The sequence below is a fragment of the Arthrobacter sp. Z1-9 genome, assembly GCF_054792695.1.
This window is the reverse complement of the sequence record NZ_CP096456.1, coordinates 3,734,776-3,760,390: the sequence shown is the minus strand read 5'-3', so window position 1 is coordinate 3,760,390 and position 25,615 is coordinate 3,734,776. Positions and strand designations below refer to the sequence as shown.

20 protein-coding genes are annotated in these 25,615 nt (G+C 63.3%); 14 read left to right on the top strand and 6 right to left on the bottom strand.

Going from position 1 to position 25,615, the window contains the following annotated elements:
- Positions 1 to 482 precede the first annotated feature (482 nt).
- The 6 genes from M1D93_RS17445 (at position 483) to M1D93_RS17420 (ending at position 8,134) form a co-directional block, all read left to right on the top strand.
- Positions 483 to 2,927 carry a beta-glucosidase family protein gene (locus M1D93_RS17445; RefSeq protein WP_461172713.1) on the top strand — a complete coding sequence of 815 codons (2,445 nt, stop codon included), beginning with the start codon at positions 483 to 485 and terminating at the stop codon, positions 2,925 to 2,927.
- Between the two features lie 4 nt (positions 2,928 to 2,931).
- Positions 2,932 to 4,344, top strand: a complete 1,413-nt coding sequence (uxaC, locus tag M1D93_RS17440) for a glucuronate isomerase (protein WP_461172712.1) — start codon at positions 2,932 to 2,934, stop codon at positions 4,342 to 4,344.
- Positions 4,341 to 5,789, top strand: coding sequence for a mannitol dehydrogenase family protein (locus tag M1D93_RS17435; protein ID WP_461172711.1), 1,449 nt, complete (start codon positions 4,341 to 4,343; stop codon positions 5,787 to 5,789). The genes uxaC and M1D93_RS17435 overlap by 4 nt, the downstream gene beginning before the upstream one ends.
- Positions 5,786 to 7,015, top strand: a complete 1,230-nt coding sequence (manD, locus tag M1D93_RS17430; protein ID WP_461172710.1) for a D-mannonate dehydratase ManD — start codon at positions 5,786 to 5,788, stop codon at positions 7,013 to 7,015. The genes M1D93_RS17435 and manD overlap by 4 nt, the downstream gene beginning before the upstream one ends.
- Positions 7,012 to 7,539, top strand: coding sequence for a gluconokinase (locus tag M1D93_RS17425; RefSeq protein WP_461172709.1), 528 nt, complete (start codon positions 7,012 to 7,014; stop codon positions 7,537 to 7,539). The genes manD and M1D93_RS17425 overlap by 4 nt, the downstream gene beginning before the upstream one ends.
- A gap of 160 nt (positions 7,540 to 7,699) precedes the next feature.
- Positions 7,700 to 8,134 carry a MarR family winged helix-turn-helix transcriptional regulator gene (locus M1D93_RS17420; protein WP_461172708.1) on the top strand — a complete coding sequence of 145 codons (435 nt, stop codon included), beginning with the start codon at positions 7,700 to 7,702 and terminating at the stop codon, positions 8,132 to 8,134.
- A 135-nt stretch (positions 8,135 to 8,269) separates the two neighbouring features.
- Here the strand turns inward: M1D93_RS17420 and M1D93_RS17415 are convergent, their stop codons facing one another.
- Both M1D93_RS17415 and M1D93_RS17410 read right to left on the bottom strand, forming a co-directional pair.
- On the bottom strand, positions 8,270 to 8,956 hold the full coding sequence (locus M1D93_RS17415; RefSeq protein WP_461172707.1) for a hypothetical protein: 687 nt from the start codon (positions 8,954 to 8,956) through the stop codon (positions 8,270 to 8,272).
- Between the two features lie 320 nt (positions 8,957 to 9,276).
- A complete protein-coding gene (locus M1D93_RS17410; RefSeq protein ID WP_461172706.1) occupies positions 9,277 to 10,356 on the bottom strand; it encodes a LacI family DNA-binding transcriptional regulator in 1,080 nt (359 codons plus the stop codon).
- A 211-nt stretch (positions 10,357 to 10,567) separates the two neighbouring features.
- Between M1D93_RS17410 and M1D93_RS17405 the strand changes: the two genes are divergently transcribed.
- The 5 genes from M1D93_RS17405 (at position 10,568) to M1D93_RS17385 (ending at position 15,385) form a co-directional block, all read left to right on the top strand.
- The gene (locus M1D93_RS17405; protein WP_461175057.1) at positions 10,568 to 11,401 is read left to right on the top strand and encodes an ABC transporter substrate-binding protein; all 834 of its coding nucleotides are present in this window, start codon (positions 10,568 to 10,570) and stop codon (positions 11,399 to 11,401) included.
- Between the two features lie 106 nt (positions 11,402 to 11,507).
- Entirely contained in the window at positions 11,508 to 12,296 is a 789-nt protein-coding gene (locus M1D93_RS17400; RefSeq protein WP_461172705.1) for an amino acid ABC transporter permease, read from the top strand.
- Complete coding sequence (locus M1D93_RS17395) at positions 12,293 to 13,075, top strand: amino acid ABC transporter ATP-binding protein (RefSeq protein ID WP_461172704.1); 783 nt, start codon at positions 12,293 to 12,295, stop codon at positions 13,073 to 13,075. Before M1D93_RS17400 ends, M1D93_RS17395 begins: the two co-directional genes overlap by 4 nt.
- Positions 13,075 to 14,118: a Gfo/Idh/MocA family protein gene (locus M1D93_RS17390; protein WP_461172703.1), complete on the top strand. Its 1,044-nt coding sequence runs from the start codon at positions 13,075 to 13,077 to the stop codon at positions 14,116 to 14,118. Before M1D93_RS17395 ends, M1D93_RS17390 begins: the two co-directional genes overlap by 1 nt.
- 85 nt (positions 14,119 to 14,203) lie before the next feature.
- On the top strand, positions 14,204 to 15,385 hold the full coding sequence (locus M1D93_RS17385) for an NAD(P)/FAD-dependent oxidoreductase (RefSeq protein ID WP_461172702.1): 1,182 nt from the start codon (positions 14,204 to 14,206) through the stop codon (positions 15,383 to 15,385).
- Positions 15,386 to 15,436: 51 nt separating this feature from the next.
- Here M1D93_RS17385 and M1D93_RS17380 read toward each other — a convergent pair whose 3' ends face one another.
- Both M1D93_RS17380 and M1D93_RS17375 read right to left on the bottom strand, forming a co-directional pair.
- Entirely contained in the window at positions 15,437 to 16,528 is a 1,092-nt protein-coding gene (locus tag M1D93_RS17380; RefSeq protein WP_461172701.1) for a LacI family DNA-binding transcriptional regulator, read from the bottom strand.
- Positions 16,529 to 16,601: 73 nt separating this feature from the next.
- A complete protein-coding gene (locus M1D93_RS17375) occupies positions 16,602 to 17,423 on the bottom strand; it encodes a PfkB family carbohydrate kinase (protein WP_461172700.1) in 822 nt (273 codons plus the stop codon).
- A gap of 278 nt (positions 17,424 to 17,701) precedes the next feature.
- Between M1D93_RS17375 and M1D93_RS17370 the strand changes: the two genes are divergently transcribed.
- Positions 17,702 to 18,574, top strand: a complete 873-nt coding sequence (locus M1D93_RS17370) for an ABC transporter substrate-binding protein (RefSeq protein WP_461172699.1) — start codon at positions 17,702 to 17,704, stop codon at positions 18,572 to 18,574.
- Between the two features lie 34 nt (positions 18,575 to 18,608).
- Positions 18,609 to 19,625: an SIS domain-containing protein gene (locus tag M1D93_RS17365; protein WP_461172698.1), complete on the top strand. Its 1,017-nt coding sequence runs from the start codon at positions 18,609 to 18,611 to the stop codon at positions 19,623 to 19,625.
- 99 nt (positions 19,626 to 19,724) lie between these two features.
- On the opposite strand, the gene katG is transcribed toward M1D93_RS17365, so the two are convergent.
- Both katG and M1D93_RS17355 read right to left on the bottom strand, forming a co-directional pair.
- Positions 19,725 to 22,019 (bottom strand): catalase/peroxidase HPI, encoded by a 2,295-nt coding sequence (gene katG, locus M1D93_RS17360; RefSeq protein WP_461172697.1) that lies wholly within the window; start codon positions 22,017 to 22,019, stop codon positions 19,725 to 19,727.
- Between the two features lie 191 nt (positions 22,020 to 22,210).
- Positions 22,211 to 23,314, bottom strand: coding sequence for an ROK family protein (locus M1D93_RS17355; protein WP_461172696.1), 1,104 nt, complete (start codon positions 23,312 to 23,314; stop codon positions 22,211 to 22,213).
- Between the two features lie 403 nt (positions 23,315 to 23,717).
- Here M1D93_RS17355 and M1D93_RS17350 point away from each other — a divergent pair, with 403 nt between their 5' ends.
- A complete protein-coding gene (locus tag M1D93_RS17350) occupies positions 23,718 to 25,583 on the top strand; it encodes a glycoside hydrolase family 3 protein (protein WP_461172695.1) in 1,866 nt (621 codons plus the stop codon).
- Positions 25,584 to 25,615 lie beyond the last annotated feature (32 nt).

Genomic DNA, 25,615 nt, shown 5'->3' with positions numbered 1-25,615 from the left:
TTCCGCCCCGGCGCGCTAAGGCACTGAAAGCAGGGGGACCCTGCCTTCGGGAACCGCATGATGAAAACTCCAACCACGTCAAGGCGCCGGCGGCGGGCCGCTGCTGCCGTGTCCTGTGACGGCTGCGCTCAAAGATGGTGAGATCTGTGCCCCCTTGGGGATGTCCATCAACTCCACGCAGGTTCACGATATCGCGGCGCCCCTGGCGACCGGGCGGGGCGGGAGGGCTCCTATTGCGGGAAGCAGTCGGACATCAACGTAGCCGGCAGCCTCGCTGCAAAAAAACCCGCACGTTCCAACGTTGCGCTCACCTGAACCCCAAGCCGGTAAAGCCATGCGTGAAACGCGACAAATTAGGACCCGAAAAACGGAAACCGATTGCCAAGAAGATGCTACGATGAATTTCGAAACGCGTCACTATATTCAGTAGCGGGTCCGTTGATAGCCGCACTACGGCATGCGAGCCACACGAAAGGTCACCGATGACTTACCAGAACCCCTCTCTCCCCGTAGCCGAGCGTGCGTCGGACCTGCTGAGCCGCATGACTCTGGCGGAGAAAACCATGCAGCTGGTTGGAATCCTGCCGCAGCCGCTCCTTGGAGCCGACGGAATTGCCAAAGGGCAACTGGAACGGCACCTCAGCCAGGGCATCGGCCACATCTCCGGCGTAGGCATGGCAGGCGGTGGACCTGAGCGTTTGGCCAAGATGAACAATGACATCCAGTCGTTTTTGCGCGACTCCACCCGCCTGGCAATTCCCGCCATCCTGCACAACGAAGCGCTCAATGGTGTTGTTGCAGAAGGCCACACCTCTTTCCCTACGGCTATCGGTCTGGCTGCGACCTGGAATCCGGACAAAGTCCGTGAAATGGCAGAGTTGACCAGGCGGCAGATGCTGTCACTCGGTATCCGTCAGGGGTTGGCGCCCGTCCTGGACGTGGCACGGGACGCCCGCTGGGGCCGGGTGCATGAAACGTATGGCGAAGAAGTCCTGCTCGTCTCGGCGATGGGCGTGGCTTTTGTGCAGGGCCTGCAGGGGGAGGATCTCCGTCAGGGTGTTCTGGCCACAGCCAAACATTTCCTTGGTTATGCCATGACGGAAGCAGGCCAGAACCTTGCTGCCACGCAACTCGGAATGCGGGAACTCTACGACGTCTACGCAACGCCCTTTGAAGCTGCCATCCGCCTGGCTGGCCTTCGCAGCGTCATGAACAGCTACTCGGAAATAGACGGTGTACCGGTAGCAGCATCGTCGGCCGTGCTCACGGACCTGCTTCGTAAGAAGCTGGGCTTTGAAGGGACCGTGGTGGCTGATTACCGCACCATTCAGTATCTGGTTGAACGGCAGAGGGTGGCACGAACTCCTGAGGAAGCGGGAGCGATGTCACTGACCGCTGGCCTGGATGTCGAACTGCCAAGCGCTCACGGCTACGGACCGGCACTGGCCACGGCCGTGGAAAAGGGGATGGTCGATGAGACTTTGGTGGACCGGGCTGTTCTTAGGGTCCTTACCCACAAATTCGAACTCGGACTGTTTGAGGACCCTTTTGTAAACGAGGATCCAATCCTGCTGAGGTCCGTGGCGAAGGAAGGCCGTGAGCTGTCGGAGGAACTGGCCGCCCAGTCCGTAACCCTGTTGAAGAATGAAAACAATCTGTTGCCGCTTGACCGAGGTGTTCGCCGCATCGCGGTCATTGGCCCGCACGCGGACTCCGTGATGGTCAACTTCGCCAATTACACATATCCCACTGCTCTGGAAATGATCAAGGGGATGATGACCGGCCGATCGCGGATGGTCGGAATGGAAGGGGCGCTCGATGGCATGCCGGAGGACATGAAAAAGGCTGCCGCAGAGCGCATCAGTGCCATGGAGAACCTCGATCTGGAGAAGGTTGTCCGCGAAGAATATGGGAGCCAGAGCCTGGCAGAGGCAGTCGGGATGCTCATGCCAGAAGCGGAGGTCGTCACCGTTTCCGGCACAGGCGTCCTCGATTCAGATCCGCACGACATTGAGGCGGCCGTGGCTGCCGCATCAGCGGCTGACGTGGTCATCCTCGCTATCGGCGGCAGGGCGGGCGCCTTCTCCGGAACAACCACAGAAGGTGAAGGCACGGACTCAGCAAACATCGACCTCCCCGCACGGCAGGTACAGCTTGTTAAGGAAGTGACCGCAGTCGGGAAGCCTACCGCCGCGGTCCTCTATATGGGGCGCCCGTACGGGCTCTCCGGTGTGGATGAGGCCCTCCCCGCCCTGGTGACCGCCTACTACCCAGGCCCGGAAGGGGCCACGGCACTCGCCCGCGTACTCTTCGGGCTCGCTGCTCCTTCAGGCAAGCTCCCATTTTCGATTCCCCGGCACTCAGGCCAGGTACCGATCTACCAGGCGCAGAAAAGAGGCAGCGGCTACCGCCGTGAAAGTATCGACATGGCCAAAGCCTACGCCGACATGCCAAGCACCCCCCTGTATGCCTTCGGGCACGGGCTGGGCTACTCCGAGTTCGAATACGGCGAACTGCGGATCGAACCGGCGGCAATCACTGCAGAGCAGGAAGTAACGATAACTGTCCCTGTCCGCAACGTAGGAACAATCCGCAGTGCAGAAGTTCCGCAGCTGTACGTCGGCCTGCTGGGAACAGGAATCACCCGCCCTGCACAACAGCTGGCAGGATTCGCGCGAATAGAACTTGAAAGCGGCGAAGAGGCCGAAGTCAGTTATAAAGTCCGGGGCTCCCAGCTGGGACACACTGCCCGGGACGGCCGATTCGTCGTCGAACCAGGAGAGGTTTCAGTCTGGGTGGGCTCAGCCTCGGACGACCTCCGGGCTCATGGATCCTTTACGGTTCTTGGCGACCAACCTGTAGACGTCTCCACGACTCGAAGCTACTTTCCTGAAGTCACGGTTCGTGAAGCAGTGAAGGCTGAGTGAGCCGATGAGTTTGTCACAGTTGATTGCCGCCCACCCTGACAGGCTCCTGCCCGCAGATCCCGGAACCCGTAGCATCGCGCGTTCCTTGCTGGAGCGTGTGCAGGACCTGCCCATCATTTCCCCGCACGGCCACGTTGACGCCGCAGTCATCGAACAGAACACACCGTTCCCCGATCCTGCCGCCCTTCTGGTCAGCCCTGACCACTATGTCACCCGTTTGATCCATGCCAGCGGAGTCCCCATGGACCGGCTGCGGGATGGAGCGGCGACCGCACCCACATCGCGTGAGGTCTGGCGGACGTTTGTGGAATCCTGGCCGCTGTTTGAAGGCACGGCCTCGGGCTACTGGCTGCGCACACAGCTCGATTCCGTGTTCAAGCTGGGCACTGACCTGGGGGATATGTCGGCTGATGCCAGTTATGAAGCCATTGCCGCCAAGCTGCAGGAACCCGGCTTCCGGCCGCGGGAGCTGTTCAAGGATTTCAACATCGAGGTCCTGGCTACCACGGATGATCCCTTGGACAGCCTGGAAAGCCACAAGGCCATCGCCCAGGACCCGAGCTTCCACGGGCGTGTCCTGCCCACCTTCCGCCCCGATGCCTACCTCAACATCGCCCACCCATCGTGGTCCGAGAACGTGGACCGGCTGATCGCAGCAGCGGGCGACGGCGGCACAGGCTATGGCGCCTATCTCACCGCCCTGGAGAACCGGCGGCGCTATTTTGTGGAGCACGGTGCCGTCTCGGCGGATCACGGTGTGCTGACGCCGGCGACGCTCAAGCTGGTCGCCGCGGATGCGGCGAAGCTGTTCGACCGTGCCCGCTCCGGCAAGGCCACGGCGCAGGACCGCGCCGACTTCGAAGCCCACATGATGTACCAGATGGCCCGGATGTCCGTCGAGGACGGGCTGGTAATGACCATTCACCCAGGCTCGTACCGCAACCACCACGAGCCCACATTCCAGGCCTTCGGCGCGGACACCGGGCATGACATCCCGTTCGCTATCAACTACACGGAGGCCATCCGGCCCGTCCTGCAGGACTTTGGCACCGCGAAGGACTTCCACCTGGTGCTCTTCACGCTGGACGAGACTGTGTTCTCCCGCGAACTCGCCCCGCTGGCCGGCTTCTACCCGTCCGTCTACCTGGGCGCGCCCTGGTGGTTTCTGGACGCCCCCGACGCGATGCTGCGGTTCCGTTCTGCGGTCACCGAGACGGCCGGTTTCTCCCGTTCCTCCGGCTTCATCGACGACACCCGGGCCTTCTGCTCCATCCCCGCCCGCCACGACGCCTCCCGCCGCATCGAGGCTTCGTTCCTGGCCCGGCTGGTGGCGGAACACCGTGTCAGCGAGAACCGTGCCCACGAACTCATCGTCGACATCGTAGATGCTTCACCCCGCCGGGTGTTCAAGCTATGAGCACTGAACTGCGTGTCCCCTCCTCGGCCACGGACTATCCACAGCTGGACCGCGCACTCCGCCCTGCCCCGAAAGCCCCGGTCCGCATTGTCCATTTGGGCCTGGGAGCCTTCCACCGCTCCCACCAGGCCTGGTACACCCAGCAGGCAGGGGACGCCGCGGAGTGGGGGATTGCCGCCTTCACCGGCCGCCGCCCCGATGCCGCCCTCGCGCTGGCTGACCAGGACGGGCTGTACACCCTGGTGGAACGGGCAGACACCGGCGACTCGTTCACTGTGGTTGACAGCATCGTTGAAGCGGTGGACGGAGCCGACGTAAAGCGACTTTCCGAGCTGGTAGCCGCGCCCGGCACAGCAGTGGTCACCCTGACCATCACCGAGGCCGCCTACGGCCTGGGCACTGACGGAAAGCTCGACACGGCAGCGCCCGACGTCGCCGCTGACATTGCCCTGCTGGGTTCCGGCAGCGGGCACCCGGCCACACCGCTGGGACGGCTGGTGCTGGCACTCGCCGCCCGCCGCGACGCCGGGGCCGGGCCCATCGCAGTGGTCTGCTGCGACAACCTCTCCAACAACGGGGCCGTTGCGCGGGAGGCCGTGGCCGGCTTCGCCGTTGCCTTGGATGCCGGGCTGGCCGCCTGGATCGACAGCAACGCCAGCTTCGTCAGCACCTCCGTGGACCGCATCACCCCGCGGACCACGGAGGAGGACATCGTCGACGTCCGGGATGCCTGCGGCTACCGGGACAATTTACCGGTCGTGGCCGAACCTTTCTCCAGCTGGGTGCTGAGTGGGAATTTCCCCGCCGGACGGCCGCGCTGGGAAGACGCCGGCGCCCTCTTCGTGGACGATATTGAACCGTATGAGAACCGGAAGCTCTGGCTGCTCAACGGCGCACATTCCCTGCTCGCCTACTCGGGTCAGCTGCGCGGCCACAGCACCGTGGCGGAGGCCTTGGCGGACCCAGTATGCCGCAGAGCAGTGGAAGCCTTCTGGGACGAAGCCGAAGCCAACCTTCCCGGTGGGCTGCAGATCCCGGAGTACCGTGCCGCGCTCCTGGCACGCTTTGGCAACGCCAGGATTGCCCACAACCTGACGCAGATCGCCATGGACGGTAGCACCAAGCTGCGCATGCGCGCGGTGCCGGTACTGCAGGCCGAACGTGCCACCGGCAGGTCCGGTGCTGCCGCTGCGTCCATGATCGCGGCCTGGATGGACTACACCGCTGCAAGCGCCTCCTTTGAAGACCCGCTGGCTGACGCCGTGGACGCCGCCAATCTGCTAACCGACACCAACCGGACCCGTGCCCTGCTGGCCTTGGTTGACCCGACATTGGCCGCTAACGACTCCGTGGTCCAACTCATCGAGAGCTTGCAGGGAAGCTTCGACAAGCCCGCCTCCACTTCAACTCAGGCACTTGCCTCCCCTCGAAAGGATTTGCCGTGAAAATTATTGCCGCCGAAGTCTTTGTGACAAGCCCCTCCCGGAACTTTGTGACCCTCCGGATCACCACCGAGGATGGCGTGACGGGTATTGGTGATGCCACGCTGAACGGCCGCGAGCTCGCCGTCGCCGCCTACCTGAAAGAGCACGTTGCGCAGCTGCTGATCGGCAAGGACCCGCACCGGATCGAGGACACCTGGCAGTTCCTCTACCGCAGCTCCTACTGGCGCCGGGGCCCGGTGACCATGGCCGCGATCGCCGCCGTGGACATGGCATTGTGGGACATCAAGGGCAAGATGGCCGGCATGCCGGTGTACCAGCTCCTGGGCGGTGCCTCCCGGAACGGGCTGCGCGCCTACGGCCACGCCTCCGGCTCGGACATCCCGGCCCTGTTCGACTCGGTGCGGGAGCACCTGGAACTCGGCTACAAATCCATCCGCATCCAGACCGCCGTCCCAGGCATCAACGCCGTCTACGGCGTGGCCGCCCAAGCACAGGCCTCCGGCGAACGCTACGACTACGAGCCCGCCGGGCGGGGCACCTTCCCCCTGGAGGAGGACTGGGACACCCGCGCCTACCTGCGCCACCTGCCCACCGTGTTCGAGGCCGTCCGGAACGAGTTCGGCCCCGAGATCCCGCTGCTGCACGACGGCCACCACCGCATGACCCCCATCCAGGCCGCCAAACTGGGCAAGGCCCTGGAACCCTACGACCTGTTCTGGCTCGAGGACTGCACCCCGGCCGAGAACCAGGAGGGCCTGCGCCTGGTCCGGCAGCACACCACCACGCCGCTGGCGATCGGTGAAATCTTCAACACCGTGTGGGACTACCAGACCATCATCAAGGAACAGCTGATCGACTACGTCCGCGCCGCGTCCACCCACTTCGGCGGGATCTCGCCGTTGAAGAAGGTCATGGATTTCGCCGCGCAGTACCAGATCAAGTCCGGCTTCCACGGCCCCACCGACATCTCCCCGGTGGGCTTCGCCGCGCAGCTGCACGTGGGCCTGGCCATCCATAACTACGGCATCCAGGAATACATGCAGCACTCGGACAAGACCAACGAGGTCTTCGAACAGTCCATGACCTTCGTTGACGGCTACCTGCACCCCGGCGACAAGCCCGGCATCGGCGTCGAATTCAACGAGGAAGCCGCGGCCGCCTACCCCTACCAGCAGGCCTACCTGCCCTACAACCGCCTCATCGACGGAACGGTCCACGACTGGTGAACACTTCCAACCCCCAGGCCGGGCAGCCCAAGCTCCGCGTCATCGTGATGGGGGTCTCCGGCTGCGGCAAGACCACCATCGGCGACCTCGTCGCACGGGAACTTGGCATCCCGTTCCTCGACGGCGATTCGCTCCACCCTGTGGAGAACGTGGCCAAAATGGCGGCCGGGACGCCCCTGACCGACGAGGACCGCTGGCCATGGCTCGCCACCGTGGGCAGCCAGTTGGCAGACGCGGGCGACGGCGGCATGGTCCTGGCCTGCTCCGCGCTGCGCCGCAGCTACCGTGACGCCATCCGGCAGCAGGCTCCGGACACCGTCTTCCTGCACCTGCACGGCAGCAAGGAGGTGTTGAGGGCACGGACTGAAGGGCGGTCAGGGCATTTCATGCCGCCGGCGCTGCTGGAATCCCAGCTCGCCACGCTGGAACCACTAGCAGGCGACGAACCCGGCGTCGTGGTGGACATCGCAGCACCCATCCAGAACGTAGTTTCCGCGGCCTTATCGATTCGCGGGACCGCATAGGCCCCAATAACAGATCATGAAGAAGCCAGCGAAGCGAAGGCCGCTCCAGCGGACCACGCTGAACTCTCAAGCAGGTCCTCCAGCTCAACGGCCCCGAGTAGCCACGAAACATTAAACCTTGAGTCAGTGGACTTCTTCGCGGCTCTCTAGGACTACCGAAATGACACTGAATCCCGGCACGGCAGCGAATCTGGTGTCCGAGATATTTGATCTCCAACGGGCAGTGCGTTGCATCACTTCAACCAGCTCGCGAGGGGAAGGAACTGGCCCAGCTCTGCATTTCGTACTTCGACTGGTAAATGAGGGGGAGTGCCGGGCCACCAGGCTCGCCGGGCGACTTGGTGTTGGTACTCCAGTCCTCAGCCGCCAAATCGCGGAGTTGGAGGAACAGGGTTTGGTGGTCCGCAGGAAGGATCCCGATGACGGCCGGGCCCACGTCGTAGCCCTAACACCGCTGGGCGTGGACAAACTTGAGCACCTGCAAAGCCAGTGGTCAACCATGTTCCAGGAGCATCTATTGGACTGGACCGAGGACGATGCGAGGAGAGCGGGGGCCGTCCTTCGTCAACTCACTGAGTCGCTCAGGAAAAAATGACCGCGGGCGTCAGGAAGAAGCGCCTAATTCCTTGAGTCCAAATGCAAACCGCAGCCTCAGGGGTCACTGTTGCACGTCGGTATGACTAGCCATATGCACTCACAGCAACACCAGTTGGTTGATTAACGAGAGTTTCTAACCGGCGGCGGGTTTGGTCTCGATGTAGTTGATGACCAGGAACTCTCCCGCCGGGACCAGTTCCACGTACCAGCGGGTCGGCTTGTCCAGGTCCTCCCAATTGCCCTGGCCGGCCACCACGGGGCGGTAGACGGCATCAAACTTCACGAACGTTCCGCTGTCTGTGGCGCTCGAATCGATCTCCTGCAAGAGTTCGAACTTCCCCCGCCCGCTGCCCTCCGGCTCGGCAGAGCGGACCGCTGCCAGGTTCTGCTGGTTCATCACCTTTACAGAGGTGAAGTATTGCTGCCAGGCCACGTCGCTGTGCGTGGTGAACAGGGTGGCCGAGTAGGCCTCCGCGTTCCTTGCGGCGAGCCGCTCAACACAGCTCTCAGGGACGGCCGTGCCTGGACTCCAGGCGGCGATCAGCTCGGAACCGGCATTGAACCAGCCGCTGTAGGCGTTCAGGACACTGCCGATCGTCTCGCGCGGGGTGCCCAGGGGGATCCGGACCGGCGTTAGGTCGTTCTGGCCAACGAAGGGGCACTCCGGCGGAAGCGCCGACACAGGCGTCGCCGGAGCGATATCCGGCAGAGGCGGCGGCGACGGGAACAGGCTGCAGCCGCTGATGCCGGGGAGCAGCACAAGTGCGGCAGCCGCCGTCATGATTTTTCTGCCGAGCCCATGCCTGACTGGAACTTTCATTACTTCTCCCCCAATAACGCCACCCTCATCCGGATGGCGCTGACCATCCTACCGGGCGGTAGATAAGCGGAGGGCTATTTCAGACCTCTCCCCCGGCCATTTCTAAGCGCCGATAACCGAGATTATGTCAACTGGAGTCCGTTCGTAGACGGCGTTCGTGTGGCATTGCATCTTGGCTAGTGAGGGAATTTAGGCGACCTAAAAGAAGATTACCTAGAACCGAAAATGCAAAGTTTCGTGCCCTAATTCTGAAAGCGTTACAGCGCGGCCTCCGCCGGTACTGACCGCAGGAGTACAAACGGGGCTGAGCCCGCGCCGGCCTACGAAGGAGATAACACCTTGGCTGGCCCCACTGAGCCTCGCTGTATCAGCCGTGCTTCAAGAGCGGGTGCGCTCTCGGATGCTTTTCGTCCTTCAATCTGCCGGATCAAAGCAGTGGCAGCGGCGGCCCCTATGTCATAGACGGGTTGGGCAATGACTGTCAGCGGCGGCGTAGTGAGCCGTGTCCATGCGAAGTCGTCGTACATGAGGAACGAGACGTCGTCGGGGATTGAGAGTTCAAGTTCCTGTATGGCCGCCAGGACGCCGAGGGCAATGAGTCCGTCTGATGCCACGACGGCCGTCGCCGGCTCCGGAAGGAGGAGTAGTTCGCGCGTGATGGTTCGGATGGAGTCTTCATCACCGGCATTGAGCCGTACCAAATCGTGGGGAAACGAGAGTCCTTTCTCCTCAAATGCCCGCCACATGCCGTCCAGCCGCTCGGAGATCTGTGAAGAATCCACCTGGGTCTCCGGGCTCAACGTCGAGTCGGACTTCAACGTTGAGATGAAGGCAATCCTGCGGTGGCCGGAGTCCAGCAGATACCTTGTGGATTCGTAGGCGATCCCGGTCATATTGACAGCGATGGTTTCTGCCGCGAGTCCGTTGGCCGCCCGGTCAAGCAGGACCAGAGGCCGCCCTGACTCGTAAACACGCTGTAAATGTTCTGTTTCGTTGGACGATGCAGGAGCCACGATAAGGCCATCCACCCGCTTGTCCAGCAGAACTTGGACCGCCTCGATTTCCGCAGCCTGTTCCTCGTCCGTGTTCACCAGGATGACGTTGTAGCCGCTCTTCTTGGCGGTATCGGTAATTCCCCTCGTGGCCAGACCAAAGTGCGGGTTTTCGATGTCACCTACCACCACACCTATGGTGTGTGATTTTCCCGTGTTCATGCTGCGCGCGAGCTCATTCGGGCGGTAGGAAAGTTCCTCCGCTGCGGCCAGGACACGCTCCCGCACATCGTCGCTCACGGCCCCGTAATTACCCAGCGCCCGCGCAGCTTGTGCCTTGGAGACGCTCGCCGCCTTGGCCACATCCGCAACTGTGACGTCACGGCGCCTGGCATTGTTGCTGCTCATTTCTGCCTTTCCGAAACCGGCCTTGACGGCCGGTGTGGCTTGAGTTACATTTTTACCAACCCCCATGTGAGCCCGGTCTCAACCGTAGCGCTTGAGACCGGACTCAGCAAGCAATACCAAAGCCAGCAACACCAATAAGGGCCTAAGGGCCAAACTGCTTCCCACGATTGGAAAAACCTTGAGCACACGATTCAACTTCCGCCCCGCGGCTATGGTCGCGGCCGCCGTCGCGGCTCTCCTGGCGCTGTCGGGCTGCGCGGGGTCAACTCCCGCTCAATCCACAGCTGACAACCCTTATGGGCTGATCGAGGCGGGTACTGTCCGGGTTGCCAGCCTGGGTGATTCGAAGCCGTATACGTTCACCGATGCGCAGGGCAACTTCACGGGTTTCGATGTTGAGCTTTTCAAGGACGTCGCCAAGCGGGCTGGAGTGGACAACGTTGTCTTCACCGGCCAGGACTTCTCCGCGATCCTTCCCGCCGTGGCCAACGGCCAGTTCGACGTCGGCGTGGCGGCCATCGGAATCACCGAAAAGCGCAAGGAAACCGTGGACTTCTCCGACGGTTACCTTGCCGGCTACCTGACCGTCCTGACCACCAAGGACTCCGGCATCAAGGACACCAATGGCCTCTCCGGCAAGCGCTTGGGCGTGGTGCAGGGAACACTGCAGGAAGCCTACGCCGTGAAGAACTTCACCACCGCGAACCTGGTCCGTTTCCCGGACAACAACTCAGCAATCGCAGCCGTGAACAGCGGCTCGGCTGACGCCCACTTCCTGGACTACGAAGCCGCCAAGGACTACACCGAGCAGCACGGCCTGGTCAGTGTTGCCGACATCCCGTCCTTCGACGCACCCGCCGGTTTCGCCGTCGCCAAGGACAAGACCGCTTTCAAGGAAGCCCTGAACAAGGCCCTTGCAGAGGCCATGGAGGACGGCACCTGGAAGACGCTGTACCAGAAGTGGTTCCCGGGCTCCCCGATGCCCGAGCAGTACCTGCCCAAGGCCGAGCAGACGGCAACGCCCGCACCAGCCGCAACCAAGTAAGCGCCTCACCGAATAAGCCGGAAACCAGCCGGCTGCAACTAACCGGGCGGACCGCAGGTTCGCGGTCCGCCCGGGATTCATAAGCCAACTACGTCTGAGAGCAACCATGGACTGGTTTAACACCATCATCCGCACCTTTTTCGACTTCAAGGCGATGGCCGAAGTCTTCCCGCAACTCCTCGGAGTCGGGCTCCTGAACACCCTGATCATTTCCATCGCGGCAACCATCCTGGGTGTTTTTATGGGCATGATCATCGCCGTGATGGGCATTTCCCCCTCCAAATGGCTGCGCGTTCCGGCCCGCATCTACACGGACCTGTTCCGCGGCCTGCCGGCCATCCTGACCATCCTGCTGATTGGCCAGGGGTTCGCCCGGCTGAGCCAGTCCATCTTCGGGCCCTCGCCGTACCCGCTGGGCATCATCGCCTTGAGCCTGATCGCCAGCGCCTACATCGGTGAGATCTTCCGCGCCGGCATCCAAAGCGTTGACAAGGGCCAGGGCGAGGCGTGCCGCGCCCTCGGCATGAGCTACGCCAAATCCATGGCACTCGTTGTCATTCCCCAAGGCGTCCGCCGCGTCCTGCCGGCACTGGTGAACCAGTTCATCGCCATCGTCAAGGACTCCTCACTCGTCTACTTCCTCGGATTGCTGGTCAGCGAACGCGAACTCTTCCGCGTCGGCCAGGACGCCGCAGTGCTCTCCGGAAACCTTTCCCCGCTGGTCATGGCCGGCATCTTCTACCTCGTCATCACCGTGCCGCTGACCCACCTGGTCAACTACTTCGATAACAGGTTCCGCACCGGCCGTCGCCGGCCCGCAGCGCCTACCAGCGGCCTGAAGGAAGTCAAAGAACTCGACGCGGCCTCGCCGCTGATCACCGGGAGCAACACATGAGCCTCGCCAGCAACACCTCACGCAGCAACACAGCCCCAGACATCGAGACCTTCCACGGCTCCAGCCTGGAACTGCAGAATCTCACCATGGCCTACGGGGACATCGAGGTCCTCCGCAACGTCAACCTCACCGTAAAACCAGGCACCACCACCTGCATCATCGGGCCCTCCGGTTCAGGCAAATCCACCCTCCTGCGCGGAGTCAACCGCCTGCATGAACCCAAGAGCGGGGACGTGCTCCTGGCCGGCGAAAGCGCCCTGAAGGTCAACCCCGACATCCTCCGCGCCCGCATCGGCATGGTGTTCCAGCACTTCAACCTCTTCCCGGACCACACGGCCCTGGAAAACGTGGCCCTGGCCCTGTGGAGCGTGAAGAAGATGTCCAAGGCAGAGGCACGGGAGCGCGCACGCCGCCGCCTGGCAGAAGTGGGCCTGGCCGAACGCGCCGACCACCGACCCCGGGACCTTTCCGGCGGACAGCAGCAGCGCGTCGCCATCGCCCGCGCCCTTGCCATGGAACCGGAAGTCATGCTCTTCGACGAAGCCACCAGCGCCCTGGACCCGGAACTGGTCAAAGGCGTCCTGAACCTCATGGCAGGACTCGGCCGCCGCGGAATGACCATGCTCGTCGTCACCCACGAAATGGGCTTCGCCCGCAAGGTGGCTGACCAGGTGGTCTTTATGGACGAAGGAGAAGTCGTCGAAGCCGGCACCCCCGCCGACCTCTTCGACAACCCCAAGAGCGAACGCCTCCAGCGCTTCCTCTCCGAGGTCCTGTGATGGGGACAGCAGCCGCCGCACCCATCCGTACCGCCGTCGTCGGCTTTGGAATCTCCGGGCGCGTCTTCCACGCACCCCTTCTCGAGGCGGACCCTGCGTATTCACTTGATGTCATTGTCACGGCTGATCCAGCCCGTACTGCTGAGGCGGCCCGGCTTTACCCCCAGGCCCGGGTAGTTCCAAGGCCGGAGGACCTGTTCGCCCTCTCCGGCAATCTTGACCTGGTAATCCTCGGAACCCCGCCGCTCACCCACTTCGACCTTGCCTCGACAGCGATGGCCCACAAGCTCCACGTTGTGGTGGATAAGCCGTTCGTGACCTCCTCAGCCCATGGCGAGGAGGTCATGGCACGCGCATCCGACGCCGGTGTGCAGCTGACGGTATTCCAGAACCGCCGGTGGGACGCGGACTTCCTGACCCTCCAGAAGCTGCTGCGGGAAGGTGCCCTGGGCCAGGTCCGCAGCTTCGAGTCCCGCTTTGAGTGGTGGCGGCCCGAAGGCTTCGGAAACTGGCGCGACACCGCTTCCCTCACGGAAGGCGGCGGCATCCTCCACGACCTCGGCGCCCACCTGATAGACCAGGCAGTCCAGCTGTTTGGTCCGGTCGACGAAAGCTACGGGGAAACGGCAAACCACGGTCCGCATCCGGACGGAGCCGACACGGAGGCCTTCGTGTCATTGCTTCACGAATCCGGTGTCCGGTCCAGGTTGTGGATGAACGGCATGGCGCCGCAGGTGGGCCCCCGCTTCCACGTCCTGGGTACCCAGGCGGGCTACACCAAGTGGGGCCTGGACCACCAGGAACCCGCCCTGGCAGCGGGCATGTCCCCGCTGGACCCCTCGTACGGCGTGGAGCCCCAGGACGCTTGGGGGGTCCTGGGCATCGACGGTTCCACCACGCGCGTGCCCGCCGAGACAGGGGCGTACCCCCGGTTCTACTCAGAACTGGCCGCCGCCCTTCGCGGCGAGGGAACGCTGCCGGTCAACCCGGCCCAGTCCCTTGAAGTCCTTCGGATCATCGAAAAAATTCACGCCTTCGCCTAGCTGCAGGCGAACCGAGCAGCCAGGGGCATGCCATGTGCAGCCCTGCGCCCATCATCGTCCCAAACACATCCAGAAAGGGAGAACCATGTCCTCCACAGCTCCAGCCAAACATGTCATCGTCATCGGCGGCGGCATCCTTGGCGCAGCGACCTCCATGCACCTCGCACGGGGCGGCGCGCAGGTAACACTTGTAACAGCCGGGCCGCTCGCGAGTGGCGCCTCAAGCCGCTCGATCGCCTGGCTGAACTCATCAGGTGCCCGCTCCGCCGAATACCACTACCTGCGGATGCTTGCCATCGACCGCTACCGTACCTGGAGCGCGCACCACCCCGAGAGCCGCGGCTACATCCGGTTCGACGGCGCAATGAAGTGGGCCGGCCCCGATGAAACCTTCCGTGACACCTTCGCCTTCGAACGTTCAACCGGGTACCACTCCCTCTGGATTGACCGTGACGATGTGCCCCGGATCGCGCCGGACGTGAACGCGGATGCGGTGGCCGAAGAAGGCGCGATTTACAACCCGGGCGAAGGCTGGGTGAACATGCCGGACTTCATCCCTGCCCTGGTGGCTGAAGCGGCGGGCAACGGCGCGCGGATCATCGAGCACGCCGGCGATGTGCGCGTTGACGTGCAGGACGGCGTAGCCGCAGGCGTAATACTCGGAGACGGGACACGGTTGGCGGCTGACCACGTACTGCTCGCCACCGGCGGTGATGTTCCGGCCCAGCTTGCGGCCCTGGGCGTCACGGTTCCAGATGCCACACCTGCAGCCTTCGTGCTGTTCACCGACCCGATCGACGTCAAGGTAACCACGGTGCTGAATACCCCCCGCGTCGCGGTGCGGCCCACGCCCGACGGACGGCTCGTACTCGATGCCGACTGGGCAGAGCAGTCGGTGATTGTCGAGGACGACGGTTCCTTCACGGTGCCCGAAGAATCGGTGCAGGGTCTGCTCGACGAGGCCTCAAAGGTGCTCGCCGGGAATCCCCGGCTGACCGCGCAGCGTGTGGGAGCAGGACTGAAACCCATTCCGGGCGACGGCGAACCGGTGGTCGGCCCGGTGCCTTCAATCGCAGGACTGTCCACGGTGTTCACGCACTCGGGTGCAACGCTCGGGCTTATCCTCGGTGAACTCCTTGCCGAGGAAATTCTCACCGGAACCCCATCCCCGGTGCTGAAGTCCTTCCGCCTCGACCGCTTCGACACCGACGTGGCTGTACCGGAGACCGTAAGCACGGGCGCCTGGGCCCCCGTACACCAGAACTAGCAGGGCGGGAAGTGGTGGAAGCCGCCCCTCCACCACTTCCCTCCTTTATGTTCAGGCCGGGGGAGGGCCAACGGAGTCGCGGATATTGAGCCGTGCTTCCAGGACATTATGCTTCGGGACGGATGTCTCGCCCGCGATCCTGGCCAGGAGAAGCTCCGCTGCCATTGAGCCGATGCGGTGCACCGGCTGGTGCACCGATGATATTGCCGGTTTCATGAACGTCATCCAGTCGAGGTCGTCGAAGCAGATGACGGAAAGTTGGTCGGGGACCGCGATGTTGAGGTCAGCGATGGCCTGCATGAGTCCGTGGGACATGGTTCCGTCTGCGGTGAAGACGGCGGTAGGCCGGTTACCGGACTCGAGGAGCCGAATTGCCTCCTGGCGTGCGGCATCCGAGGAGTACGCTCCGGCACGGCGGATGAGCTGGGCCTGCACGGGGACGCCTGCGTCCCGGTGGGCGTCGAGGTATCCGAGTAGACGCTGCCAGCTGGGGTACAGCGTTTGTGCGGTCACGGGGGAAAAGGCCGCCTGGGCGACGAACTCCTCAACGCTGCCGTTTTCGATCTGCTCGAGTTCAGCGATAATTCCTATTCGGCTGTGCCCTGCTTTGAGCAGGTGAGCGACTGCTTCACGGGCGGAGCCGCGATTGTCCACTGTCACTGAGTCCGCCGCCAGGTCGTAGGCCGCCCGGTCAATCTGCACCGTTGGGCAGCCGCCGGCAATGAGGCTGCGGAGATGTTCGGATCCCTGAACATCGCAAGGGGTGATGATGAGTCCGTCAACGCGTTTTTCAAGGAGAAGCTGAACGGCTTCCTTTTCGCGTTCAAGGTTCTCATCGCTGTTGGTGAGGATGACGCCGAACCCGCGTGATCTTGCCACGTCGCCGATCCCTCGCAGGACCCGCGCGTAAAAGGCGTTGTCGATGTCGGCGGCAACGACGCCTATGGTTTGGCTTCGCCCGGTGACCAGGCTTCGGGCCACCATGTTCGGCTTGTAGCCCAGTTTCCGGGCTGCGGCTTGGACCCGGGCTGCCACGTCATCACTGGCATAACCGTAACCGCCCAGAGCCCGCCCGGCGGTAGCTGTGCTGACACCGGCTTCAGCTGCGACCTGGGTGATGGTGATCCTGGGCGGTGGCGGCATGGGAGTCTTTCCGTGAAGGGAATGTTCCGGGTGCGTGCGCAGCCCGGGAGCAGGGGTCAGTAGCTTACCTTCCTTATGTTGGCAGAGGCACGGCGGTAAGACGCTCTCCCCTCCCGAAAGCTCCGAGCCGGCTGCAGGTGAGGGCGGAGGCTTCCGCTGCCTTGACCAGGGCTTCCTGGGGGCTGTTTTCCTGCAGGAGCTTCGTCAATACGGTGGCGATGAAAGTGTCACCTGCCCCCAGGGTGTCCACCACAGTGGTGCTCGCTGCTGGCGCTTCGTACGCCTTTTCCCGATTCACCAGGACGGCACCGTCTGCTCCACGCGTTACCAGCGCCCAAGTGGCACCGAGGGCGACGGTGGTCCGGGCCAGATCGAGTCCCTCCGGGCCGTTGAGATCCCCTCCCGAGAAGGATGCGAGATAGCAGTGCGGCGTGACCGCCTTGACCAGGGCTGTGTCCCTGGTGGTCGAAAAGTCGAACGAAAGGCGTGAAACAGACGCGAGGTTGGGCGCCAGATCCTCGAGTGCGCTCGAGACGCTGAGGTGGACAGCATCGAATTCTGACGCCGGTGCAACGAATCCGCCTTCGAATTCAGCCCGGGAGACTCCGACCCCGACTTCCCGGAACACCCTGTCCCCGTTGTTCTGGCCGATCACGCAGTAGGCGGTGCTCCCGGGCCGGACCTGCAGAAAGTCGGTGGACACGCCCTCAGAATTCAGGGCCTTCCTGATGAGGGCCCCGGCGGCATCCGTTCCGACAGTGCCCGCATAGGCTGCTTCTGCTCCCGCCCGCCGGGCGAAAACCGCGACGTTCAGGGCGTTTCCGCCCGGAAAAACCTGCCCTTCATCCGGGTAGCAGTCGACGACGTTGTCCCTCGCTGTCAGGATCGAAACCATTGTGCCTCCCAAGTAGATATGCAACGAGAGTAGGAGAACGTTCGCAGAATGTCGAGTCGAGGTCTTCACACAACAAGCCCACCCTCCGCCTGCACCGTGATGAAATCCGCGCCACTGCCCCATGCGGACCGCGGCTTCCACGATTCCTTCGAACTCTTGACGGCCGAAAAAGCGAGCTGTAGCTTTGCTGTACCTGATAACGCTCTCACAAATGCTGCGACATGTCCCGCTCCAGCTGCGGCTTCGGGACGACTATCTCTTTCACAGATCGGAAAGCAATGCCCACCTATCGTTCACGGAAGTTCCGCCTCGGCGTTGCCATGGCCTCAGCTGCTTTGCTCGCCACCCTTGCCACTGCCTGTGGCGGCAGTTCCCCGTCATCCTCCTCTGAGGACAACTCCTACGGTCTGATTCAGCCGGGCACTGTCCGGGTTGCCAGCGTCGGCGACCTGAAGCCTTATGCCTTTGCCGATGCGCAGGGCAACTTTACCGGTTTCGATGTTGAGCTTTTCAAGGACGTCGCCAAGCGGGCTGGAGTGGACAATGTTGTCTTCACCGGCCAGGACTTCTCCGCGATCCTTCCCGCCGTGACCAACGGCCAGTTCGACGTCGGCGTGGCGGCTATCGGGATCACCGAAAAGCGCAAGGAAACCGTGGACTTCACCGACGGTTACCTTGCCGGCTTCCTCACGGTCACTACCACCAAGACCTCCGGCGTAACCGGCATCGAGGATCTGGCAGGCAAGCGCCTGGGCGTGGTGCAGGGAACACTGCAGGAAGCCTATGCCGTGAAGAACTTCACCACCGCGAACCTGGTCCGTTTCCCGGACAACAACTCAGCAATCGCAGCCGTGAACAGCGGCTCAGCTGATGCCCACTTCCTGGACTATGAAACGGCCAAGGACTACACCGAGCAGCACGGCCTGGTCAGTGTTGCCGACATCCCGTCCTTCGACGCACCCGCCGGTTTCGCCGTCGCCAAGGACAAGACCGCTTTCAAGGAAGCCCTGAACAAAGCCCTTGCAGAGGCTATGGAGGACGGCACCTGGAAGACGCTGTACCAGAAGTGGTTCCCGGGCTCCCCGATGCCCGAGCAGTACCTGCCCAAGGCCGAGCAGACGGCAACGCCCGCACCGGCCGCAAGCAAATAAGCCCCTTCCCGCAACAGAAGATAGAGGAACAACAATGACCGACGGCACCTACATCGGCATCCAGCCCGTCAAGGAAATCCCTGGCGATATCCGCGGATCGCAGGAGCACGCCCTGACCCTCTGGCCGGAGATCAGGTCACACATCCTGGGCCTGCCGGAGCTCAAGAGGGTCTACTTTGTCGGCGCCGGAGGCTCACTTTCCGGCCTCCATGCCGCGCAGTACGTCCTGGACCGGCGGGCCACAACGCCGGTGACGTCGGTGAATTCCGACGAGTTTTACTATCGGGCATCGCCGGCAGTGGGGCCAGGCGCCCTCGTTGTCTCCTTCTCTGCTGCAGGCATGACCCCCGAAACCGTAAAGGCAGCCTCCTGGGCACAGGAGCGCGGGGCCGATGTAGTAGCAGTAACCCTGAACCCTGACGGCACCCTTGCGCAGGCGGTCAACACGGCCTTTGTTGGCCAAAACGGGGACGGCAACCAGATCCTCCTGCAGCTGCTCGCTCTCGCAATCCTGGAACGCGAAGGCCAGAGTGTGTCTGCAGAGCTCTCTGCCCTGGCTGCCCTCCCGGCCGCTACCGAAGCCGCGGTTCACGCCTTCGAGCCCTACGCAGCCAAAATCGCTGAGAACATGAAGGACGTTCCCGTAACGTACCTCATCGCATCGGGATCACTGCAGGGCATGGGTACCACCTTCACCAGCTGCTTCCTGCAGGAAATGCAGTGGATGCACGCGGCAACCATCAACGCCAACGAGTTCTTTCAGGGCCCGTTCGAGGTCTTCGACAAAAACACCAAAAGCATCCTGTACTTGGGCGAAGACGAGACCCGCCCCATGGCCGAACGCGCCGACCGTTTCCTCGAGGAGTACAGCGGCGAGACGTTCCGGGTGGACAGCCGTGAACTCGAGCTCCCCGGCATTCCCCAGGACCTGCGGGCGTTCGTCGCACCGCTGGTCTTCTACACGATCGCGTTCCGGCTCGCAGCCCACTACGCGGCGGTGCGGGGATATTCACTGGAAGGACGCCGCTACATGTGGCAGTTCGCGTACTAGCCAGCCCCGCGTGGGCTGACGAGTTCCTAAGCGTCAGGACAACGGTCCGGGCCGGCCGCAGCTGCAGCCGGCCCGGACGCGTCATCTAGTAAAGCGAGCTCAGCGCAGGTCGAAGCGGTCCAGTTCCATGACCTTCACCCAGGCCGCCACGAAATCGTTGACGAACTTCTCCCTCGCGTCGTCGCTGGCGTAGACCTCGGCGATTGCCCGGAGCTGCGAGTTGGAGCCGAAGACCAGGTCCACCGGTGTGGCAGTCCACTTCAGTTCGCCGGTGGCGACGTCGGTGATCTCGTAGACGTTCTCCTCTGCCTCCGAGGCCTTCCATTTCGTGCCGGGGGATAGCAGGTTGACAAAGAAGTCGTTCGTCAGGACCTGCGGCCTGTCCGTGAGGACACCGTGGGCGGAACCTCCCACGTTGGTGCCGAGGGCGCGCATGCCGCCGACGAGCGCCGTCATCTCCGGCGCGGAGAGGTCCAGCAGGTACGCCTTGTCCAGCAGGAGGGTCTCCGGCTGGAGCTTCTCGCCGGGGCGCACATAGTTGCGGAACCCGTCCGCCCGCGGCTTCAGGTACTGGAACTGCTCGACGTCGGTCTGGTCCTGGGCGGCATCGGTGCGTCCCGGACGGAACGGCACGGTAACGGGGAACCCGGCGTCGCTTGCGGCCTTCTCCACCGCGGCGCAGCCGCCGAGGACGATCAGGTCAGCCAGCGAGACTTTCCTGGCCCCGGCCTGGGCAGCGTTGAACTGCTGCTGCACGCCCTCAATGGCCCGCAACGCCGTCGCAAGCTGCTCGGGCTCGTTGACCTCCCAGCTGCGCTGCGGCTCCAGCCGGATCCGCGCGCCGTTGGCGCCGCCGCGCCGGTCGGTCTTGCGGAAGGTGGACGCCGCGGCCCAGGCAGTGGTGGCAAGCTGTGAGACGGACAGGCCCGAGTCCAGGAGCTGGGCCTTGAGCGAGGCGATGTCCTGCTCGCCGATCAGCTCGTGGTCCACTGCCGGAACGGGGTCCTGCCAGAGCTGCGCTTCCGGAACCCACGGCCCGAGCATGTGCGGGCCAACCGGGCCCATGTCGCGATGCAGCAGCTTGTACCAGGCCTTGGCGAACGCGAGCTGGAACTCGTCCGGGTTCTTCAGGAAGCGCCGCCCTATTTCCTCATAGACCGGGTCGAAGCGCAGCGACAGGTCCGTGGTCAGCATGGTGGGCCGGTGCTTTTTCCCGGGGTCGTGCGCGTCCGGGATGATCTCCGGGGCATCCTTGGCCACCCACTGGTGGGCGCCGGCGGGGCTCTTGACCAGCTCCCACTCGTACTCGAACAGGATCTCCAGGAAGCGGTTGCTCCACTGGGTGGGCCGGTCCGTCCAGGTGACCTCGAGGCCGGAGGTGATGGTGTCGGCGCCCTTGCCGCTGCCGTAGGTGCTGAGCCAGCCCAGCCCCTGCGTCTCGAGGTTGGCGCCTTCCGGCTCCGGGCCCACGTGCGCGTCGGCGTCACCGGCGCCATGGGTCTTGCCGAACGTGTGGCCGCCCGCGATCAGCGCGAACGTCTCTTCGTCGTTCATCGCCATCCGCTTGAAGGTCTCGCGGATGAAGGCTGCCGCGAGTTTGGGATCCGGGTTGCCCATCGGTCCCTCGGGGTTGACGTAGATCAGGCCCATCTCCGTGGAGCCGACCTCCTCCGACATCTGGCCCTCGCCGATGTAGCGTTCGTCGCCGAGCCACGTGTCCTCAGGCCCCCAGAAAATCTCCTCGGGCTCCCACACGTCTTCGCGGCCGAAGGCGAAGCCGAAAGTCTTGAATCCCATGGATTCGAGCGAGACGTTGCCGGCCAGGACCAGCAGGTCCGCCCAGGAGAGCTTCTGGCCGTACTTCTGCTTCACGGGCCACAGCAGCCGCCGGGCCTTGTCCAAATTGGCGTTGTCCGGCCAGCTGTTCAGCGGCGCGAACCGCTGGCTGCCGTCTCCTGCGCCGCCGCGGCCGTCGTGGACGCGGTAGGTGCCGGCGGCGTGCCAGCTCAGCCGGATCATCAGGCCGCCGTAGTGGCCGAAGTCCGCGGGCCACCAGTCCTGGGAGGTGGTGAGGACCTCGGTGATGTCCTGCTTGAGCGCCTCGACGTCGAGCTTCTGGAACTCTTCGCGGTAGCTGAAGCCAGTGCCGAGCGGGTTGCCCTTGGCATTATGGCTGTGCAGTACTGAGAGGTCCAGCTGGTTGGGCCACCAGTCGGCGACGGTCCGCGGCCGGTGCCCCTTGGGATGCGGCGAATCGATGGCCGGGTTTTCGCTCTCGCTGCCGTGCGAGGTCACGCTGCCATGCGCCACCGGGCATCCGCCTTCAACCTTGCTGTCCAGGCCTTGGGCGCTTCCGGGGGTGGGGATCGGGGGGTGTTCCGGACGTTCGGTCATCTGGTTCCTTCCATGTGGCCGAGGCCGTGGAGCGGACTCGGGCGGCCGGTTCAACCTTCCCATTTGACCATGGACGGGGTGTGGGTGGGAGAGCCCGTCCGCCATAAGAGAAACTGCAGGAAAAGTAGGGAACACCACACGTCGGGGGATTTCTACAACCGGTTTACGGCCGCGGGAAAAGTGATCGGGTCCTAACGTTGGGTTCGGGAGGGGACGGCGGTACGCAGGGCCAGTGCAACGGCGCCGAGCACCTCCGCACGGCCCTGCAATTCGCTTTCTACAACAGTGAGGTCATCCACAGCGGAGTCCAAAGCCGCCTGGCGCAGGGCAGTGCGCATGGGAACGAGGAGAAGCGGCCCAGCCGCTGCCAGTTCGCCACCGACCACAATCCTTTCTGGATTAATCAAGTTGCACAGCATTCCCAAAGCGATGCCGATGGCGTGGCCTGCGAGGGCAAGGGCCCCAACATACGCCGGCTCACCCGCCTTGGCGCGCTGGATAAGGCGGTCCACCGTCAATTTTGAGTCGAGATGCTTCAAGCCTTCCAACAGTGAACCCGTACCGGCCACAGTCTCAAGGCACCCGGTATTTCCGCACCGGCAGGCCTGTCCTTGTGGATCGACAGGGACGTGTCCAATTTCTCCGGCAGTACCTCCGGCTCCACCGTAGGGAATCCCGCCCAGGATTAGTCCGGCACCGATGCCCGAGGAGGCCTTGAGATAGACGACGTCTTTACGCCCCCGGGCTGAACCCCACATCCACTCACTGAGGGCGCCCAAATCGGCGTCGTTGGCTACGTGGACGGGAAGACTCAAGGCTGCGCCCACAGCATCGGAGACTTCCACGCCAGCCCATCCCGGGAGGATGCTGGAGTTTACAAGTTGCCTGTTTGCGGGATGCAGGGGTCCAGGAATGCCCACTCCCACATTCAGGACTGCATCCTTCTTCAGCCCGACTTCCGGAAGTACTTCATCCAGCAGGGCGCTTGCCCGCGCAATGTGCGCGGAGGCAGGGGCGTCAGGAACCAGGGGAGCGCTCTTCACCGCGAGGATGTTGTGGGCGAGGTCAGCGAGCGCTACGCGAACATGCTTCCTGCCGAAGTCAATTCCCGCCACCACGCCCACGGAGGACTGGAGGGCCCAGATGGTTCCCGGCCGTCCTCCCTTAGGGCCAGGAGCCACCCTGGCGTCTCCGTTCCACTCTGCGAGCATGCCTTCGGCGCGCAGCTGCGCAACGATGCCGGACACAGTGGAAGGTGCCAGGGCTGCGACGCGTACTAAATCGGATTGTGACATTGGACCGCGTGCCGTGAGGGCTCTTAGGACGTCCATCCGCCCGGCCGGACGTTCATGAGAGCGCTGGGTGGAAAGCACGTACTTGTTTCCTCGTCCATTTCACTGGCGGACTCTGTCGAACGCAGGCTACCACCCGGCACTCGTCACCCTAATATTCGCGCTCGTGACAGATCCCTTTGACTCTCCTGTGACTGCAGTCATATGGTCTGATGGTTTATTCATTTTTGAAAATACTAGGGAGAGCAACATGGTGGTTGTTCCACGAAAACTCGGTCACCTGCCGAATCAAAAGACCGGCGCAAAGCAGCTTGGCGCAGCGGCACTAACGGCTACCGCGCTCATGATGGGTGCGGCGGCGCCCGCCGGCGCTCAAGGGGGCCCCGCCTTTGAAAAGCCAGCCGGCATGACCTCCCCTGCGCTGTCAACGCGCAGTGCAGCGATCATTGAAGTCGAGGGCCAAAAGTTCCGCGACCTGGACGGCAGCGGCGACTTGACGCCCTATGAGGACTGGCGGCTCAGTCCATCTGACAGGGCAAAAGACCTGGCGGGACGTCTTGACCTGGCCCAAAAAGCCGGCCAACTTATGCATGCTTCCCTTACCGGCAGCGAAGCCTACGACAAGGATGCGTTTGGCCGTCTCCTCACGGAGCGTCACATCACCACCTACATCTCCCGGCTGAGCGTCGGTGCCGGAAAGCTGGCAGATGAACATAATCAGCTGCAGGCTCTGGCTGAGCAGCAGCCTTTTGGCATTCCACTGAAAGTCAGTACAGATCCGCGCAACGGTTTCTCCGAGACTGCCGGCCAGACTGTAGCTAACGGAGACTTCACGCCTTTCCCCGATCCCATCGGCATGGGAGCCGTAGGGGATCCTGCTACGACGAAGAAGCTGGCGGAGATCGTCCGCAAGGAGTACAGGGCCGTGGGCATCCACGAGGCCTTGTCCCCGCAGGCGGATATTGCCACAGAGCCGCGCTGGACCCGTATCAACGGCACCTTCGGCTCAACAGGTAATGCCGCGAAAGACCACGTGCAAGCCTACGTCGAGGGGCTTCAAGCCGGCAGCGAAGGGCTCAACCCGGACAGCGTGGCCACCGTGGTGAAACACTGGGTCGGATACGGCGCCCAGGTCAACGGTTATGACAGCCACTACTACTACGGGCGCTACGCTGCCTTCCCGGGCGGCAATTTCCAGGAGCACGTGACTCCTTATGAAGGTGCTTTCGCCGCCGGTGCCAGCGGCATCATGCCCACGTATTCCATCCTGAAGGACCTGCAGCTGAACGGTACTGCCGTCGAACAGGTCGGGGCAGGTCACAACGAGTATCTGCTGCAGGACCTGCTGCGCGGGGAATACGGATTCAGGGGTGTTATCACTTCTGACTGGGGCATCGCCAACGACTGCCCCGCCAGCTGCCAGGCGCTGCAGCCGCCTGCCCCGTTCTGGGGACCCCACGGCGTCGGCATGCCGTGGGGCGTCGAAGACCTGACTCTTCCGGAGCGGTATGCCAGCGCCATCAATGCCGGGGTGGACATCATCGGCGGCAGTGACAGGCCCGAATATGTCGTGCAGGCGGTGGAGCAGGGTTTGCTGACCGAGGAACGGCTGAAGGAGGCCGTTGTTCGCGTCCTGGAGCAGAAGTTCCAGTTGGGCTTGTTTGAAAACCCCTATGTAGAGCCGGCCGCGGCCGATCGAATCGTGGGCAGCGCCGCGTCCCGGACCGTCGCACTGGACACTCAGGAACGATCACTGACGTTGCTGCAGAACACTGGGGATACGCTGCCGCTCAGGAAGAATGCCGGCAAGAAGGTGTTCCTTTACGGGGTTGATCCTGCGGAGGCGCAAGCCGCAGGACTCGTGCCGGTGAGCGATGCCGCCGCCGCCGACGTGGCCGTCATCAGGCTGACGGACCCCCGCGGAGGTTCGGATTTGACCGATCTCAACTTCTCGGGTTCCGAAGCCGACTACCAGGCGTTGGTTGCCGCCTCCAACGCCGGGGTGCCAACCATCGCCGTGCCGAACCTCTCCAGGCCGCTGATCCTGGGCAACGTGCTTGAGCACTCCGATGCCGTCCTCGCCAACTACGGCGTATCGGACAAAGCCCTGCTCAATACAATCCTTGGACGCGCGAAACCCGAGGGCCGGTTGCCCTTTGAGCTTCCTTCCTCCATGGAAGAAGTCAAGGTGCAGCTGCCCGACGTACCCAACGACACCGCAAACCCGCTCTTCGAGTACAGATTCGGACTGTCCTACGGTCCCAGGAGCTAGAGGGCCCCGGCAGAATCTAAAGGCTGCACCCC